A 15582-nucleotide genomic window follows, 5' to 3' on the forward strand; every position below is an offset into this window, starting at 1 on the left:
GCGAGCTGGGCGCGTTCCTTGATGTTGCGGGTCATCACCGAGGCCAGCGAACCGTACGGTCCGTTGACGAAGGAGTAGACACCGCCCCAGATGGCGTAGGTACCGGCGGCGAAGGCGATCTTCCAGCCCATCGCCACGTCGGGCATGGTGAAGGTGACCACGGTCATCACGGCCAGGATGAAGGCGGAGACCATCATCACCGGGCGGAACTTGCCGCGCTTGCCGACCTTGCGGCCGTCGATGAAGAGTGCCGCGACAGTGTCCATCACGGCGTCGAAGAGCTTGACCAGAACGAAGATCAGCGCGACGACTGCCGGGCCGATGCCGGCGGTGTCGATCCAGAACTTGGTGAGGTAGGCCTGGCCGAGGTCGAACATGAACCCGTTGCCGAGGTCACCGAACCCGTAGGCGACCTTCTCCTTTCCGGTGAGGGTGCCTTCAGCCTCTTCGGCTGCGGCGACTGGCGCGGCGTCCGGGACGACGTCAATGTTGTCTTGGATACTCATGAGGCTCTGACACTCTTTCGGTTGCAATCGTGGATGCATGACGGGCGGCATCGCCCGGGAGAGAAGCTCGTGCGGTGCGTTCCGCAGGACGGAATGCAGGGCCGTGGTACAGACTCAGAATACGGGCGTGGCGCTCCCAGCGAAGGGGACCAAGGTCCTAATTGCGCAAGATCGGCTCCGCGAAAGACCGAAACGCTGGTATGTTGTTCCGCAAGACGGAACATCGACCCGCGGTGACGCGTCCCGCGGCAGATGCCTCCACAGGAAATGAGATAAACAATGCAGTTGCGTCATTCCACCAATCCCGCCCAAATCCGCACATTCGACACCGCGGCGCTCCGGGCCAACTACCTCGTCGACGACCTCTTCGTCGACGACGAAATCCGCGCCACCTACACCCACGAAGACCGGATCGTCCTGGGCGGCGCCCGCCCGGTCACCGCCCCCCTCACACTGGGCAGCTTCGACGAGCTCCGCACCGAGACCTTCTTCGAGAACCGGGAAGCGGGCATCGTCAACGTCGGCGGCACCGGGACCGTCTCCGTCGACGGAACCGCGTACGTGCTCGCGACCGGGTCGTGCCTCTACATCGGCCGCGGCGTCGTCGACGTGGTGTTCACCAGCACCGCCCCGGCTGCACCGGCCTCGTTCTACCTGTTCTCCGCCACCGCCCACACGGCGTACCCGACCACGCTGGTCGAAGCCGGCCAGGGCACCGTGCGCGAGCTGGGCGATCCCACTACCTCGAACGAGCGCACCATCAACCAGTACATCCACGCCAACGGCGTGCAGAGCTGCCAGGTCGTCATGGGCGTCACCGTCCTGAGCACGGGCAGCATGTGGAACACCATGCCGGCCCACACGCACGACCGCCGCACCGAGTGCTACCTCTACTTCGACCTCGACGCCGACCAGCGCGTCATCCACCTGATGGGCGAGCCGACGGAGAGCCGCCACCTGGTCGTGGCCAACAACGAAGCGATCATCTCCCCAAGCTGGTCACTGCACAGCGGCTTCGGCACGGGCAGCTACTCGTTCGTCTGGGCGATGGCCGGCGAGAACAAGGCGTTCGACGACATGGACCACGTGCTGCCTGCCGCGCTGCTCTGACCCGCGCTCCGCTCAGCTACGGGCGGCCTCGGCGCAGGACTCATCCGCGGCCGTGCGGCCGGTGAGCCCCTCAACGACCTCGGGGGCCGGTGTCGCGGCATTCGTCGGCGCCGGCGTGCCGACCGGCTGTTCCGCCGCCGGTTCCTCAGCGACGACGGGCGCCTCCGGTGGCGCCTGGGCGGCGAGCGAGAACGGCTCGTCCGGGGCGATGTTGCCGAACAGCGTGTCGGCCAGGCCCCGGATCGGCACCACCACCTTGCCCGGGTAGGCGGGGTCGTCGGTGGCGCCCGGGTACTGCACGAAGACCAGCCGGTCGAGGTCGATGTCCTTGATCGCCAGGGCCATCGACACCATGGTCTCCGGGTAGGCCAGGCTCGTCGACAGCTGGATGTTGCGGGACGCCACGTTGGCCAGCGCCAGCAGCCTCGGCAGGTCGGTGAACGTGCCGTCGCCGCGCACGGTGCGCAACAGTGAGGCCAGGTAGAGCTGTTGCGACGAGATCCGGGACAGGTCGCTGCCGTCGCCGACACCGTGCCGGCTGCGGAGGAACCGAGGGCCGTCTCGCCGGAAACCACACTCGTGCCCCGGGGCAGGCTGAGCCCGGCCAACGGGTCGTCGACCGGTTCGGTGAGGCAGATCGGCACTCCGCCGACGGCGTCGCTCAGCTGCACCACACCGTTGAAGGAGATCAGCCCCGCGAACGGGATCTCCAACCCGGTGAGAGTCTCCACCGTGTCGACCACGCAGGCCAGGCCGCCACGCCCCATGGCCTGATTGATCGGCGCGGCTCCCACCGCCGCGACCTGTTCGCCGGTGTCGGCGTTCGGGCACTGCGGCTGCGGCACTACCAGGTCACGCGGGATGCTCACCACCACGGCGTTGCTGTGGTCGGCCGACACGTGCACGAGGATGTTCACGTCGTTCAGGGTGGTGTCCCGCGCGCCGTACGCCGCACCCTGGGAGGCATCGTTGTCGACCCCGACGATCAGGATGTTGAAGCCCGCCTCGTAGCTGCCGATGTTCACGGGAACCGGCGGCACCGCCTCATCCTCGCCGGTGATGTCGATGGAGTTCGCCGACACCTGGCTGGTGAACTGCCGCACGGCGATCGCGGCTAGTGCTGCGGCGCTGACGAGCACAGCGGCCAGGGCAACGGCCACCACTCCGAGCAGCCCGGTGACCGGGTTTGGGCGCCGGAGCCTTCCGTGCCGCGGTGCCTTCGCCGGGCGGCTGGTCCCTGGTCACCGATCGAATCCTTATCCCGCGGCGCTCCCCCGTCCGCGTCCTGCCCCATCCGCATCACGCAGGGAACGTAGCACCGGACGACGAACGCCGCCGGTGCCGGAGGTTCGAGACCTCGGCGCCGACGGCGTCCACTGACCCGGGGACCTAGACGCTCACGTCCCCGCGCCAGCCGTCGCCCTGGTGGGCGGGGTTCTCCACGAAGGTCTTGAACTGCTTGAGGTCCTTCTTGATCACGTGGTCGTCGACGCCGAAGACCGCGCCCACCTTCTCCAGGAAGCCTTCGGCCTCCCAGTCCAGCTGCACGGTGACCCGGGAGGTGGTGTCGCTGAGCCGGTGGAAGGTGACCACGCCGGCGTGGTGCTCATCGCCGGAGGTGCTCTTCCAGGCGACTCGCTCGTCGGGGTGCTGCTCGGTGATCTCGGCGTCGAATTCGCGGACTGCGCCGCCGATCTTCACCTTCCAATGCGTGTGGGTGTCATCGATCTGCTTGATGTTCTCGACGAAGTCGAGGAACTGCGGGAAGGACTCGAACTGGGTCCATTGGTTGTAAGCGGTGCGTACGGGAACGTCAACATCGATTGTTTCGATTACCTGGGTCATCGTGTCATCCTCTGTCCTGTTCGCGGCGGTGCCGCGGGTTCTCTCTGGCGAGATGGTCTCACTGCTGTGACGCGCCGGCCGCACCGTTCGTCACGCTCCCGGCCCCGATTGCCAGGGAATGTGCCAGTCAGGCCTTGCCGACCGGCCGGGTGGAGTCCTTCGCAGTGGGTTTGCGCGGCTTGCGGTTCTCCGCGCTGACCATCCAGGCGTACTGCTCGAGCTTTTCGATGAAGCCGTGCAGCAGGTCGGCGCTGGTCGGGTCTTCTTCGTCGACGGCGTCGTGCACCTCGCGGATGTTGTCGACGGTCGTGTTGAGCAGCACCGTGATGAGAGTGACCGTCTCGGCGGTGTCCACCTCTCCCTCGGGGAACTTGGGCAGGTGGGTGGTCTTGGTGATCGTCTCGCTGCGGCCGTCGGGCAGGGCGTCGAGGGCGCGCATCCGCTCGGCCAGGTCATCGGAGAACAACCGGGCGTCTTCGATGATCTCGTCGAGTTGCAGGTGCAGGTCGCGGAAGTTCTTGCCCACGACGCTCCAGTGCGCCTGCTTGCCCTGGATGTGGAGTTCGATCAGGTCGACCAGGATCGACTGCAGGTTGCTGCCGAGTTCTGCGGATGCCTTCATGGGGTGTCCCTTTCGTCGTTGGCGGGCACCGGATCGGCCGGGTGGCGAGCCGGTCCCTCGCTCAGTTTCAGACAGAACCCTAGCGGAAGCACGGCTCCCTTCGTGCCGCCCACAGCACACCCTTCTCCGTCTCGACAGGCTCCACCGTGTCCCACTCCTTCCCGCGCTTGCAGGTAGCCGTCTTCGCCGCCGTCTTCTCGGTCGGCGCGCTCACCCTCTCGGGTTGCAGCGCCATCAGCGATCTGTTCCCCCAGGAGGCCGCACGCGACGCCGCCACCCAGGAGATCAGCGAAGCCGGCGAGGCGGACGTCTTCTCCCTCGCCGTCGGCGACTGCTCCAACGACGAGGCCGCCGAGGAAATCGACCCTCGACTTCAACTATCTCTCCCCCACAGGGGGCAGCTGGGACAGCGGCGACCGGGAGATCCTCTGCATCGTCATGGGCGCCGACAAGACCACCGGATCCCTCGCCGGCTCGGCGGCGTAGACCATTCACGGTCCGGACCCGGCGGGGCGCCCGCGGCGGAATCCGGCCGCATAGCAAATTCTTAGGCCGCGTGCAGCCCGCTCGCAGCCCAAACCACGTACTGTTGCACATGGAGTTCCCCCACTCCAACCATTGGCCCCGGTGCCGGCTCCCCTTTCCCCCGAAGGCGCGAGCCGCACCGGGGCTTCTTCATGCCCGGGCGCAGCCCGGGTGGGGTCTGGCCGGTCCGGCGGGGAGGGGATGGGGCGTTAGGGGTTCGTTAGGAATCCGTTCGGCGGCACCGCGGCGGTGTTGACTCGGTTCGTTCTCGTGCGGCGCACGGGCACCTGCCGGGCGAACCGGCGGCCAACGGATGGAGAAAACCCCCTGCTCGACCTTGTTTACCTGCTCGGCGTGTTCGCAGTGTTCGCGCTGATCGGCGTCGTCGCCTGGGGGGGGTGGCGAAGCTGTGATCGTGTTCGATGTCATCGCCGCGGTGCTCGCCGTCGGCGCCCTCGGCTGCCTGGTGCTGGCCCTGGTGGAACCGGAGCGGTTCTCGTGGCGCTCTGGCTGGGCATCCTGCAGGCCCTCACGCTGACCCGCCTGACCGGGGTGGATGCGCGCGGCCAGCAGACCTGGGCGGCCTACCTGCGCAGCGTGCTCGCGTTCTCCGTCGTGGGGGTGCTGTTGGTCTACGCCATCCAGCGTGCCCAGGCCGTGCTGCCGTTCTCGCTGGGCTTCCCGGCCGTGCCGGAGGGGCTCTCCTTCAACACCGCGGTGTCGTTCGTGACCAACACCAACTGGCAGTCCTACTCTCCCGATCTGACGATGGGCTACACGGTGCAGCTCCTCGGGCTCGCGGTGCAGAACTTCGTCTCCTGCGCCGTCGGCATCGCCGTGGCGGTGGCCCTGGTGCGCGGCCTGATGCTGCGCCGCTCCGGTACCATCGGCAACTTCTGGGTGGACCTCACCCGCGGGGTGCTGCGCCTGCCGCTGTCGATCGTCGCCACGATCATGCTGCTGGCCGGCGGCGTCATCCAGAACCTCACCGGATTCACGGACGTGACCACGCTCAGCGGGGCCACCCAGGCGATCCCGGGCGGGCCGGCGGCCTCGCAGGAGGCGGTCAAGCTGCTCGGCACCAACGGCGGCGGTTTCTTCAACGCCAACTCGGCGCATCCGTTCGAGAACCCCACCGGCTGGACCAACCTGTTCTCGATTATCCTGATGCTCGCTATCCCGTTCAGCCTGCCGCGCACCTTCGGCACCATGGTCGGCGACAAGAGGCAGGGCTACACGATCCTGGCCGCCATGGCGACGATCTTCGTGATCTCGCTCACCGCCCTCACGATCTTCGAGCTGAACGGCGCCGGCACCGCACCCGGGCTGGCCGGCGGGGCGATGGAGGGCAAGGAAACCCGGTTCGGCATCTGGGGTTCCACCCTGCCGCACCCCGGAATACCTGGGCAAGAAGATCGGCCCGCGGGAAATCAAGTTGGCCAGCCTCTACATTCTGGTCACACCCACCCTGGTGCTGCTCGGCGCCGCGCTGTCGTTCGCGATTCCCGCAGTGCGAGCGGATGTGGAGGGCACCTCGACCTGGAACCCGGGCCTGCACGGCCTCTCCGAGGTGCTCTACGCGTTCACCTCAGCGGCCAACAACAACGGCTCGGCGTTCGCCGGCCTCACCGCCAACACACCGTGGTTCAACACCGCCCTCGGCGTCGCGATGCTGCTCGGCCGGTTCCTGCCGATCGTGTTCGTGCTCGCCCTGGCCGGCTCGTTCGCGGCCCAGGACAAGGTGCCCGCCACCGTGGGCACCCTCCCCACCAACCGGCCCCAGTTCGTGGGCCTCCTGATCGGCGTCACCATCATCATCACCGCACTGACCTATTTCCCCGTACTCGCGCTGGGTCCCCTGGCGGAAGGGCTGCAGTAAGCCATGACCACACTCCTCGACACCCCCACCCTGCCGACCCCCGACCGTTCAGCGCCGAAGAAGGCGATCAGCGCCGGCCAGCTCGTGGCCGCACTGCCCGGCGCGGTGCGAAAGCTCGGCCCGCGCCTGATGTGGCGGAACCCGGTGATGTTCATCGTCGAAATCGGCGCCCTGCTCACCACCGTGCTCGCCGTCGCCGAGCCGTTCCTCGGCGGCCCCGCCGACTCGGGCGGCTCCGCTGTGCCCGGGTCGTTCACCGTCGGCATCGCCGTCTGGCTCTGGCTCACGGTGATCTTCGCCAACCTGGCCGAGGCCGCGGCCGAGGGCCGCGGCAAGGCCCAGGCGGACAGCCTGCGCCAGACCCGCACCAGCACCAGCACCAGCACCAGCGCCACCCGAGTGCTGGACTACAACGCCGACACGAACCCTGGCGCGGCGGGTTCCCCGGTGCAGGCCATCGTCGGCCGACCTCACCCTGGGCGACACCGTGATCGTCGTGGCCGGCGAGCTCGTTCCCGGCGACGGTGACATCGTCTGGGGCATCGCCTCCATCGATGAATCCGCGATCACGGGTGAATCCGCCCCGGTCGTGCGGGAATCAGGCGGCGACCGCAGCGCCGTCACCGGCGGCACCCGGGTGCTCTCCGACCGCATCGTGGTGCGCATCACCAGCAAACCCGGCGAGACCTTCGTCGACCGCATGATCGCCCTGGTCGAGGGTGCGGCCCGGCAGAGACCCCCAACGAACTGGCGTTGAACATCCTGCTGGCCAGCCTGTCGATTGTGTTCCTGGTCGTGGTGCTCACTCTCAACCCGATCGCGAGCTACTCCGCCGCCACAGTGAGCCTGCCCATGCTGATCGCCCTGCTGGTCTGCCTGATCCCGACCACCATCGGCGCGCTGCTCTCGGCGATCGGCATCGCCGGCATGGACCGGCTCGTGCAGCGGAACGTCTTGGCCATGTCCGGCCGCGCGGTCGAGGCCGCCGGCGACGTCACCATCCTGCTGCTCGACAAGACCGGCACCGTCACCTACGGAAACCGGCAGGCCCGCGAGTTCGCGGCCCTGACCGGCGTGACCGAGGCCGAGCTGGTGCGGGCGGCGGCGCTCTCGTCGCTGAGCGACCCCACCCCGGAGGGCAAATCGATCGTCGACCTGGCCGCCGAACGAGGCTTCTCCCGGCCGGACAGCTGGGCGGGCGACATCGTGCCGTTCACCGCGCAGACCCGCATGAGCGGTATCGACTTCACCGGCGGCAGGATCCGCAAGGGCGCCGGCTCCGCCGTGCTGGCCTGGGTCGGCGAAACCGGCCCGGTGGCCGACACCGTGCTGGCCGAGCTGACCGCGCAGGTGGAACGTGTCTCCCGGCTGGGCGGCACCCCGCTGGTCGTCGGCATGGGGTCGGTGGTCGCGCCCGAGTCGCTCGCCGGCGCCGTGCGCTATGCCCACGAGGTCGCCGGGGTCCCCGTGTTCGTCACCGAACACGGCATGCAGACCGAGGACGACACGCTGCGGGCGGAATTCATCCCCCAGGCGTTGGCGCACCTGGCCGAGGAGGTGGCCGCGGGGACCCCGGTTCTGGGCTACGCGCACTGGACGCTGATGGACAACTTCGAGTGGATCTTCGGCTACGGCCCGAAACTCGGTCTCTTCGCCGTGCACCGGGACACGTTCACGCGGACGGCCAAGCCCAGCGCCGCCGCGTACGCCGCCGCCGTGGCCGAGCTGCGTCCCGTCGGCGTCTGACGGGTTGAGCCCTGCCCGCACGGGTTCGGTCCCGGGCCGGACGGGTTCGTTCCTAGGATGGGAGCACACCAACGACCTCGGAGGTCATCATGTCTGCCGCCACCTCGCTCGAACTGCCGTCATCCGTCGAACTGGGCATGGGCGAAGGTGGGCTGAGTGTCGCCCGGGTCGCCGGCCCGGGCGGCACGGCCGAGGTCTACCTGCGGGGCGCCCACGTGAGTTCGTGGGCGCCCGCCGGGAGCACCCCGGTGATCTGGATGAGCGAGCAGAGCGAGTACGCGCCGGGCATTCCGCTGCGCGGCGGTGTGCCGATCTGCTTCCCCTGGTTCGCCGGCCACCCTACGGATGCCACGGCCCCGTCCCACGGCTTCGCCCGCCTCGCCGACTGGCAGCTGGTGGCGGCGCGCGAGGTGGGCGCGGACGTCGAGCTCGACCTCAGGCTGACCGACTCCGAGGCCACTCGGGCATCCGCCTGGCCGCACCGGTTCGAGGCCCGCTACACGATCACCGTTGGCGCCGAGTTGGCGCTCTCCCTGACGGTGACCAACCGGGACGCCGAACCGGTCACCTTCGAGGAGGCCCTGCACACTTACCTCGCGGTCGCCGACATCCGCCAGACCGAGGTCGGCGGCCTCGAGGGCGCCCTGTTCACCGACCGGCTCTCCGGACCGCAGCCGGCCGAGTCCGAACCGGTGCGTTTCTCCGGCGAGACAGACCGCATCTACCAGGCCTCGACCGCCGACACCACCGTGACGGATGCCGCCACCGGGCGGGTGTTCAGCATCAACAAGCAGGGCTCGGCGAGCACCGTCGTCTGGAACCCGTGGATCGAGAAGGCCGCCGCGATGGCCGACTTCGGCGATGACGAGTACACCGGCATGGTCTGTGTGGAGACCTGCAACATCCGCGACGACGCCATCACGCTGGCACCCGGCGCCAGCCACGAGATGAGCGTGCGCTACACGGTGGCGTGACTCGCGCCGCGCCCACGCGGGCGGGCTCGACTCCCGCAGGTACGCGGGTGATGCGCCGGTACGCGGGTGATGCGCCGGTACGCGGGTGGCGTGCCACCCGCGTAGCGGCGCCCGACCCGCGCAGCTCCTCCGAGCATCCGCTCGCGACCGGTCGCGGAATGCGTGGGCCGCACCGGACGTTGTGCCCGGCAATGACTTTCTCCAACGAAACCCCGCCCGTCCCCGAGTTCCGCCAGGCCGACGCCGCCGGCACGCCGCCCCGCACCGCCCTCGTGGCCGGCGCCAGCGGCATCGCCGGTTCGGCCCTGGTCGACCTGCTCACCGCACAGGGCTGGAGTGTTCTCGCCCTGTCCCGCACGCCCGTCGCGGCCCGGCCCGGCGTGATCCCGGTGGGCGCCGACCTGCGCAGTGTCGAGTCGCTGCGGGAGGCGCTGGCCGGTCACCAGCCCACTCACGTGTTCTTCACCGCGTGGCTCCGCCAGGCCACCGAGGCCGAGAACATCCTCGTCAATTCGGCGATGGTACGCGACCTGCTCACCGCCTTGGCCGACGCTCCGGTGCAGCACGTGGCGCTGATGACCGGGCTCAAGCAGTACCTCGGCCCGTTCGAGGCCTACGGGCAGGGCGAGGTGCCCGACACCCCGTTCCACGAAGACGAGCCGCGCCTGTCGGTGGAGAACTTCTATTACGCCCAGGAGGACGAACTCTGGGCCGCCGCCCGCGCGCGCGGCTTCACCTGGTCGGTGCACCGTGCCCACACCGTGATCGGCCACGCGGTCGGCAACGCCATGAACATGGGCCTCACCCTGGCCGTGTACGCGGCGATCTGCCGCGAGCTGGACCGCCCGTTCATCTTCCCCGGCTCGGAAACCCAGTGGAACGGCGTCACCGACATGACCGACGCGGGCCTGCTCGCCGGCCAGATGGTGTGGGCGGCCACCACCCCGGCCGCCGCGGACACGGCCTTCAACATCGTCAACGGCGACACCTTCCGCTGGCGCTGGCTCTGGCCGCGCCTGGCCGCGTACTTCGGCGTCGAGCCGGAGGGTTTCGTCGACACCCCGCGCCCACTCGAGACCCAGATGACGGATGGCCAGCCCGTCTGGGACCGCATCGTCGCCACACACGGCCTCGTCGAGGCGGACCTCGGCCGGTTGGCATCGTGGTGGCACAGCGATGCCGACCTCGGCCGCACCATGGAGGTCTTCGCCGACATGGGCCGCAGCCGCGCGGCCGGCTTCACCGGCTACCGCAACACCGAGCAGGCGTTCCTCGAGCTGTTCGACCGCTACCGCGCGGAGCGCCTCGTTCCGTAACCCCGAACGGCGAAGGCGCGGAGGAACGCGGGCCCAGCGCCGGTACGCTGGGGGCGCGCCACCCGCCTAGCGGCGGGGTGCCCGCGCAGCCGGAAACACGCGTCTGACGGGCGCCCTGCCGGGGCGGACCCGCGCCTCAGGAGTTGAGCGAGTAGACACCGAGGGTGTTGCCGTCGGGATCGGTGAAGTCGAAGTAGTCGACCGCGCCCGGAACGTGCTCCACCGGGTCGAGGTCGAGCCCCAGCGTGCTGAGGCGCTCGTGTTCGGCGGCGGCGTCGGCCACGCCCACCCGCAGGCCGTTCTGGGCGCCCGGCTGCCCGGCCGGGTCCTCGACCAGCTGCAGGTCGATCGAGCCCAGCGTCAGCTCCACCAGCCCCGGCACCGGCTCGACCGCCGCACCGGTCAGCTCGAACACCTTCCGGTACCAGTCCTCGGCCCGCCGCAGGTCTCGGACCGGCAGCCCCACGGTCACCCTCGTCACCTTCATGCCACCCATCAGACCGGATGTCGGGCCGGCGCGCAAGGACCGGCCCGGCTGCGCCGCGCGGCTGCGGGTCAGGGCCGCAGCGCGGTGCGGATGCCGGCCGTGCAGGCGACGAGGTAGTCGGAATACAGCTCGGGTCGGCGCTCACGGGCCCACCGGGCCAGGTCGAGGAAGCGGAGCACCGTCAGCGCCAGCAACACCCGTTCGGTCGCCTCGGTCATCGGGGTGCCCGCGGCAGCCGCGAAGTCGGCCAGCGCGGCGGGTGTGATCGTGCGGTCGTGGACCGCCGACTGGTAGACCCGTTGCAGGTCGGTCCAGGGCGCCGGTCCCGTGCCGGCCGCACCCCAGTCGAGCAGCACCGGTGCGGCCGGGCGCGCCGGCGCGATGAGGTTCCGCGGCGCCAGGTCACCGTGCGCGAGCCCGAAGTCGAAGGGTTCCGCCTGCAGCTCCGCCAGCAGCGCCCGCAGGGCGGGCCGGTGCTCCACGGCGTAGGCGCCGTCCCGCCGCAGCGGGTCGTCGGCGCCGAGCGAGTCGAGGTTGTACGCCACGTGCGCCTGCCAGGCCGCCGGCAGGTCGCGGCCGAACCGGGAGAACACCGCCTCGGGGGCGCCGGCCAACGGCAGCCGACCGACCGACCGGGCGTAGCGGCCGAGCCAGGTCCACGGGTCCGCCAGGCCGTCAACCGCGGGTTCGCAGTACTGCAGAACCAGGTACGGCCTGTCGTCGAGCCGGCCGGAGCCGACCACATCCGGCACCGGGATGCCCGCCTGCCGGGCCGCACGCATGGCCCACTCCTCGACGGGGAACTCGTTTCGTCGTTCCGGGTCCGCTGGAAAGCGGACCACCCAGTCGAAGCCCGCGCCCCGCACCCGGAAAACCTCGTTCACCACGCCGCCGAGCGGTGTGACCGCCACCGGATCCCGGCCCCGGCCACGCACGATCCGAGCCGCGAAGGCCGGGCCGTGCTGCTCGATGGGCATCTGCCCAGTGTGCCCGCTGAGCGGATGATTCGGTCCCGGCACGCAGAAATCCCGCCGGTCCTCGGTGCGAGGTCCGGCGGGACTCAGACGTGCCGCGAGTGTCGGCTACTCGTAGCGGAGCGACTCGATCGGGTCCTGCCGCGCGGCGCGGAGCGCCGGGATGGTGCCGGCCAGGAACGCCAGGCCCATCACGGTGAGCACGATCGTGGCGAGCGCCGCCGGGTCGAACGCCACCAGGGTGAGCCCGGGCAGGTCGGCCAGCAGGGTGTCGGCGAGCACGGCGTTGGCGCCCGCTCCGGCGAGCATGCCCACGCCGACGCCGATCGCGCTGCCCATCAGGCCGATGAAGACCGCTTCGAGGCTGAACAGGCCGAAGATCTTGCCGCCGCCCAGACCCATGGCCTTCATCAGGCCGATCTCCCGGGTGCGTTCCTGCACGCTCATGAGCAGGGTGTTGACGATGCCGAAGCCGGCGGCCAGCAGGGCGATCACGGCGAAGGCGTTGAGCACCAGCACGATGCCGTCGATGACGGCCTTGAACGAGCCGATCGAGTCCTGCACGGTGGTGCCGGTGTAGCCCAGCTCGGCCAGGGAGTCCTTCAGCGCCGTCAGGTCGGCATCCGTGCCGGTTTCGTCGAACCGCACGACGGCCGACGAGTAGCTGTCCTTGCTGGACTCGCTCAGCCCGACACTCTGGGTGTCGTAGAGCGCCTCGGTGAGCACCTCGTTCGCGGTGAAGGCGCTCGAGCCGACGAGGCCCTCCTCGGCGACGCCGACGATGGTGGCGGTGACCAGCGAGGAGGTGCCCGCGACATCCATCACCCCGAAGGTGAGCGTGGCGCCGACCGCGTCGGCGTCGGATGTGAAGCCGAGCGCGTCCACGTAGGAGACCGGGACGGCGACCTCGTAGGCGTCGCTGGCGGAGTCGGGTTCGGCGCCGGCGGCGAGGTCGAGTGCCATGCCGGGGATGAAGCTGCCGACGCTGGCCTCGTACGCTGTGCCGCCGTCGACCCGCACGAAGTCCGGGCTCACCCGCAGCTGGGGTTCGACCGAGAGTACCCCGTCGACGTCGCCGATGGTGTCGAGGTCGGCGCTGCTGAGGGTCACGACGGTGGTGCCTGGGGGGCCCGCGGCGGCGACGGTCGTCGTATCCGGATCGTATTCGACCGGGCCGTCGCCGGTGTCTTCGGCGGCCTTGGTGACGGTGAGCACGTCGTCGGCGCCGATCGAGGCGACCATGGTGTCGATGTACTGGTTGATGCCGGTGCCGACCCCGCTGGTGAGGGTGAGGGTGAACGCGCCGATGAAGATGGCGAGCACGGTGAGGGTGGTGCGGGTCTTGCTGCGCAGGCTGTTCTTCACGGCCGAGCGGATCAGGTCGAAGGCGTTCATGCGCGCACCTCCTGGGCGATCGGGGCGGCAGGCGCGGCGTGCAGGGTGTCGCTGATGAGGCCGTCGCGGATGTACACGCGGCGGTCGCAGCGCGCCGCGAGGTCCTCGTCGTGGGTGACGATGATCAGGGTGATGCCCTTCTCCTCCTGCAGCGAGAACAGGATGTCCTCGACGACCTTGCCCGTGGCGGAGTCGAGGTTGCCGGTCGGTTCGTCGGCGAAGATGACGCTGGGATTGTTCACCAGCGCCCGGGCGATCACGACCCGCTGCTTCTGGCCGCCGGAGAGGTCGGTGGCCTTGTTGCGGGCCTTGTCGGCCAGTTCCAGCTGCTCGAGTGCGGCCATCCCGCGACGTTTGCGCTCGGCACCACGGATGCCGGCAATCTGCAGCGGCAACGTCACGTTGTCGAGCACGCTGGTGTTCGGCGTGAGGAAGAACTGCTGGAAGACGAAGCCGAAGGTCTCGTTGCGGGTCTGGTTGACGAGCTTGCCGTTCAGGCTGCTGGCGTCGCGGCCGCTGAGCTCGACGGCCCCGGTGCTGGGGTTGTCGAGCAGGGCGAGCAGGTGCATCAGGGTGGACTTGCCCGAGCCGCTCTTGCCGACGATGGCGACGGACTCGCCCTGCTGGATGTCGAGGGAGACGCCCTTGAGGGCGTCGAACCGGGTGGCGCCGCGACCATACGACTTATGGATGTCGCGGGCGGCGAGAATGGGCACTGGCATGGCGGGGTTCTCCTGATGACTGCGGCGCGTGCTGAGGCGGCCGCGGGTTGCGGGTCTGCGGGGGCTGGAATGCGGGCTGCGCGGCGGTGGGCAGCGGGGGTTGGCGTGCCTGCCGGACCGGCCCATTTCGGACCGGCCGGGCGGCACGACTCCAGTCTTCCCGTAGCGCACCGGCCGGGGCGTCCTCCGCTCGTAGGAACCTGGGCGTACCGCGGCGGGCCGCTGGAGCCGCCGGCCGGCCCCCGGCTACCACGAACGCAGTAGACCGAACGCCCACGCCCGCGGGCAGACCCGGCGCGGATCGGTTGACAGAATGGGGGTCAGACCCGATCACCGGGCGGGAGGACAGCATGCCGAGCCAGCGCGACCGCACACCGCACCCTGCACCGGGACGCGCACCGGACCCCGCTGAGCGCACCTTCTCACCGCTGGCCCGGCTGCCCGAATGGCTGCGCGACGGCATCCTGGTGCTCCTGGTGCTCGGCCCGAGCTTCGCCCACACCGACTTCAGCGGCACTGTCACCTCCAGCCCCGCTGCAGCGCTCCTGGTAGCCATCTCGGCCGGCACTGTGCTGCTGCGCCGGCGCGCGCCGCTGACCGGCGCAGTCATCGCGGTGACCGCCTGCGTGCTCGGGCTCGCCGCGGACGGGCCGATTGTCGCCCACCTGATTGCTGTGCTGATCGGGGTGTTCGCCGTGGCGAGGCGGCTCACCCGGCGCACCTCGCTGATCTTCTCCGGCGCCACCGTGCTGCTCCTGGCCGCCACCATGCTCGCCTTCCTCGACCCGTCCTGGCACGATGCCCGTGCCATGTTGCAACTGGCGGCCTTCGTGGGATTCGCCACCGCCGCCGGCGACGCCAACCGGTCGCACGTCGCCTACATCCGCAGCATCACCGAGCGGGCCCGGCGGGCCGAGGAGACCAAGGAGTCCGAGGCGCTGCGCCGGGTGGCCGAAGAACGGCTGCGTATCGCCCGGGACCTGCACGACCTGCTCGCCCACCAGATCGCGGTGATCAACCTGCACTCCAGCGTCGCCTCCCAGGCACTGCCGAAGCGGCCCGCCGACGCCGAAAAGTCGCTGGCGACCATCCGCGACGCGGCCCGCAGCGTGCTGGGCGAGATCGGCGGCCTGCTCAGTGTGCTGCGTGCCACGGATGCCGGTGGCACGGGCCTGGCGACCCCACCCGTCGCCGGGCTCGCCGACCTCGAACCGCTGCTGATCGACTTCGAGCGGAGCGGCCTGCAGGTGGAACACCGGGTGGCCGGGACGCCGCGGCCGCTGCCGGGCGCCGTCGACATGGTCGCGTACCGAGTGGTGCAGGAAGCCTTGACCAATGCCCACAAACACGGCGCCGACCACACCGCGCTGCTGCACTTGGACTACCAGGGCGACGGCCTGGAGATCACGGTGACGAACACCGTGGCCGCGCAGCCCCGCACCGGGCCGGCGGCTGCGGCGGCAGCGGCGGAGACCGCGACC

At 69.9% G+C, this 15582-nt stretch carries 13 protein-coding genes and 3 pseudogenes; 7 read left to right on the plus strand and 9 right to left on the minus strand.

All coding sequences use genetic code 11. The features are described from left to right. The coding region (locus JWP54_RS16880) for an MFS transporter (RefSeq protein WP_297374493.1) at positions 1-506 on the minus strand (506 nt) is incomplete at its 3' end. Positions 507-785: 279 nt separating this feature from the next. On the opposite strand from JWP54_RS16880, the gene kduI reads away from it, so the two are divergent. Next, positions 786-1616: a 5-dehydro-4-deoxy-D-glucuronate isomerase gene (gene kduI / locus JWP54_RS16885; RefSeq protein WP_297374496.1), complete on the plus strand. Its 831-nt coding sequence runs from the start codon at positions 786-788 to the stop codon at positions 1614-1616. A 12-nt stretch (positions 1617-1628) separates the two neighbouring features. On the opposite strand, the gene JWP54_RS16890 is transcribed toward kduI, so the two are convergent. From JWP54_RS16890 to JWP54_RS16905, 4 genes and pseudogenes are all read right to left on the minus strand, one after another. Then, complete coding sequence (locus JWP54_RS16890; RefSeq protein ID WP_297374498.1) at positions 1629-2084, minus strand: hypothetical protein; 456 nt, start codon at positions 2082-2084, stop codon at positions 1629-1631. Positions 2085-2224: 140 nt separating this feature from the next. Then, a pseudogene (locus JWP54_RS17820) lies at positions 2225-2779 on the minus strand (LCP family protein); the annotation flags it as partial. Positions 2780-3005: 226 nt separating this feature from the next. Continuing rightward, positions 3006-3461, minus strand: coding sequence for an SRPBCC family protein (locus tag JWP54_RS16900; RefSeq protein ID WP_297374503.1), 456 nt, complete (start codon positions 3459-3461; stop codon positions 3006-3008). 127 nt (positions 3462-3588) lie between these two features. After that, a complete protein-coding gene (locus tag JWP54_RS16905) occupies positions 3589-4083 on the minus strand; it encodes a DNA starvation/stationary phase protection protein (protein ID WP_297374507.1) in 495 nt (164 codons plus the stop codon). A 940-nt stretch (positions 4084-5023) separates the two neighbouring features. Between JWP54_RS16905 and JWP54_RS16910 the strand changes: the two genes are divergently transcribed. The 5 genes and pseudogenes from JWP54_RS16910 (at position 5024) to JWP54_RS16930 (ending at position 10523) form a co-directional block, all read left to right on the plus strand. Next, positions 5024-5146, plus strand: coding sequence for a hypothetical protein (locus JWP54_RS16910; protein ID WP_297374511.1), 123 nt, complete (start codon positions 5024-5026; stop codon positions 5144-5146). Then, positions 5143-6487 (plus strand): annotated as a pseudogene (locus tag JWP54_RS16915) (potassium-transporting ATPase subunit KdpA); the annotation flags it as partial. The gene JWP54_RS16910 and the pseudogene JWP54_RS16915, both read left to right, overlap by 4 nt. Before the next feature lie 3 nt (positions 6488-6490). Further along, positions 6491-8233, plus strand: a pseudogene (locus JWP54_RS16920) (HAD-IC family P-type ATPase). A gap of 89 nt (positions 8234-8322) precedes the next feature. Further along, entirely contained in the window at positions 8323-9207 is an 885-nt protein-coding gene (locus JWP54_RS16925; RefSeq protein WP_297374514.1) for a D-hexose-6-phosphate mutarotase, read from the plus strand. Positions 9208-9398: 191 nt separating this feature from the next. Further along, positions 9399-10523 (plus strand): SDR family oxidoreductase, encoded by a 1125-nt coding sequence (locus JWP54_RS16930; RefSeq protein WP_297374516.1) that lies wholly within the window; start codon positions 9399-9401, stop codon positions 10521-10523. 136 nt (positions 10524-10659) lie between these two features. Here the strand turns inward: JWP54_RS16930 and JWP54_RS16935 are convergent, their stop codons facing one another. The 4 genes from JWP54_RS16935 to JWP54_RS16950 all read right to left on the minus strand — a co-directional run bounded on the left by JWP54_RS16935 (position 10660) and on the right by JWP54_RS16950 (position 14101). Next, complete coding sequence (locus JWP54_RS16935; protein WP_297374519.1) at positions 10660-11010, minus strand: VOC family protein; 351 nt, start codon at positions 11008-11010, stop codon at positions 10660-10662. 68 nt (positions 11011-11078) lie between these two features. Beyond that, a complete protein-coding gene (locus JWP54_RS16940) occupies positions 11079-11987 on the minus strand; it encodes an aminoglycoside phosphotransferase family protein (protein WP_297374522.1) in 909 nt (302 codons plus the stop codon). A gap of 105 nt (positions 11988-12092) precedes the next feature. Next, positions 12093-13379: an ABC transporter permease gene (locus JWP54_RS16945; RefSeq protein WP_297374526.1), complete on the minus strand. Its 1287-nt coding sequence runs from the start codon at positions 13377-13379 to the stop codon at positions 12093-12095. Beyond that, positions 13376-14101, minus strand: coding sequence for an ABC transporter ATP-binding protein (locus JWP54_RS16950; RefSeq protein ID WP_297374529.1), 726 nt, complete (start codon positions 14099-14101; stop codon positions 13376-13378). Before JWP54_RS16950 ends, JWP54_RS16945 begins: the two co-directional genes overlap by 4 nt. A 350-nt stretch (positions 14102-14451) precedes the next feature. On the opposite strand from JWP54_RS16950, the gene JWP54_RS16955 reads away from it, so the two are divergent. Continuing rightward, a partial coding sequence (locus JWP54_RS16955; protein ID WP_297374531.1) for a histidine kinase occupies positions 14452-15582 on the plus strand: 1131 nt, incomplete at its 3' end.

Origin of the sequence: Cryobacterium sp., assembly GCF_025463825.1 — a bacterium.
Lineage (GTDB): Bacteria > Actinomycetota > Actinomycetes > Actinomycetales > Microbacteriaceae > Cryobacterium.

Excerpts from the sequence above, each read along its gene's own strand:
- JWP54_RS16945 (WP_297374526.1), bottom strand. The coding sequence starts at position 13,379 with ATGAACGCCTTCGACCTGATCCGCTCGGCCGTGAAGAACAGCCTGCGC.
- JWP54_RS16930 (WP_297374516.1), top strand. The coding sequence starts at position 9,399 with ATGACTTTCTCCAACGAAACCCCGCCCGTCCCCGAGTTCCGCCAGGCC.
- JWP54_RS16950 (WP_297374529.1), bottom strand. The coding sequence starts at position 14,101 with ATGCCAGTGCCCATTCTCGCCGCCCGCGACATCCATAAGTCGTATGGT.
- kduI (WP_297374496.1), top strand. The coding sequence starts at position 786 with ATGCAGTTGCGTCATTCCACCAATCCCGCCCAAATCCGCACATTCGAC.
- JWP54_RS16900 (WP_297374503.1), bottom strand. The coding sequence starts at position 3,461 with ATGACCCAGGTAATCGAAACAATCGATGTTGACGTTCCCGTACGCACC.
- JWP54_RS16940 (WP_297374522.1), bottom strand. The coding sequence starts at position 11,987 with ATGCCCATCGAGCAGCACGGCCCGGCCTTCGCGGCTCGGATCGTGCGT.
- JWP54_RS16925 (WP_297374514.1), top strand. The coding sequence starts at position 8,323 with ATGTCTGCCGCCACCTCGCTCGAACTGCCGTCATCCGTCGAACTGGGC.
- JWP54_RS16905 (WP_297374507.1), bottom strand. The coding sequence starts at position 4,083 with ATGAAGGCATCCGCAGAACTCGGCAGCAACCTGCAGTCGATCCTGGTC.
- JWP54_RS16935 (WP_297374519.1), bottom strand. The coding sequence starts at position 11,010 with ATGAAGGTGACGAGGGTGACCGTGGGGCTGCCGGTCCGAGACCTGCGG.